The organism is Isoptericola sp. NPDC056134 (assembly GCF_042264825.1).
GTDB lineage: Bacteria > Actinomycetota > Actinomycetes > Actinomycetales > Cellulomonadaceae > Isoptericola > Isoptericola nanjingensis.
Window position 1 is genome coordinate 1 of the sequence record NZ_JBHJVM010000095.1, and the last position, 1,087, is coordinate 1,087.

The following is a 1,087-nucleotide window of genomic DNA, read 5'->3' on the forward strand; positions in this document are numbered from 1 at the left end:
GGTACCGCCTCGTCCAGTCGCCGACCGTTCTGGTCCTGCTTGCGGTACGCGTGTTGCCGCTCGGAGCTGACATCGAGAAGGCGCTCGATGCGCTGCGCGCGATGAGGATCTTCCCTCTCGCCACGGGCGAGGCAGATCGCATGGAGTATCGCGACCTCACCCACACCGCGATGGACGCTAGCCCGCTCCAGTGCGAGGCCAATCTCGACTTCTGGAAGCGGCTGCACGAGGTTCTCGACGCCGAGCCGGTGATCGAGGAGTTCCGGCCGATGTACGGGTTGTTGAGCGCGATCGGCATCGAGCCGGGCAAGCAGTTCCCCACCGACGAAGCCACGGTCGCGCTGCTCGAGCGCGCGGCATTGACCGGGCGCGACCAGATGCTGGTCTCGGCCTTCGCCAGCGATCGGCCCGACCGGATCGCGTGGCCTGACCGAGCATGGGAGTGGGCGGGGCTGGTCCCCGACAACGGCGACTTCGAGACCCCTTACGGGCTTGACCTCGAGGCCCGCGACCGCTGGTTCGCGCAGGCGATCGTCTCCTCGCCGGCGATGTTCCGGCGCCAGGCCGGACAGGGCTCGTTGTACTGGCTCGCCGTGCGCGATGGTGATGGTGCGCTGCTCGACGGCTCCCATACCTACACCCTCGACATCCCCCAGCCCGTGCCGGGCAAGCTCTTCTGGTCGGTCACCGTCTACGACGCCGAGACCCGGTCGCAGATCCAGACCGATCAGGACAAAGCCGCGCTTCGGTCACTGTTCGAGCTCAGCGACGTCGACACCTCTGCGCCTACGCGCCTGCACTTCGGCCCCGAGGCCCCGGCCGACACCGATGGCCGTTGGCTCCAGACCTTGCCGGGTCGCGGCTGGTTCGTCTACCTGCGCATCTACGGCCCCGAGCAGCCCGCGTTCGACGGCACCTGGAAGCCCGCCGACATTCAGCGCACGCGCTAGGCGGTGTCTGAGCGTCCTCGCGACCAGATCGTGACGGCGAGCCCGCCGGCGAGCAGGAGGATCGCGAGGCCGCTCAGTGGCGCGAGCCCAGTCCCGGTGTTGGGAAGGTTGCCGTCGCTGTCGCCAGGGTCGGTGCC

General features: G+C 68.7%; 1 protein-coding gene. It reads left to right on the forward strand.

Annotated features, from left to right (window positions below; translation table 11 throughout):
- On the forward strand, nt 1-950 hold a 950-nt coding region (locus ACFCZN_RS21520; protein WP_430558124.1), incomplete at its 5' end, for a DUF1214 domain-containing protein.
- Nucleotides 951-1,087 lie beyond the last annotated feature (137 nt).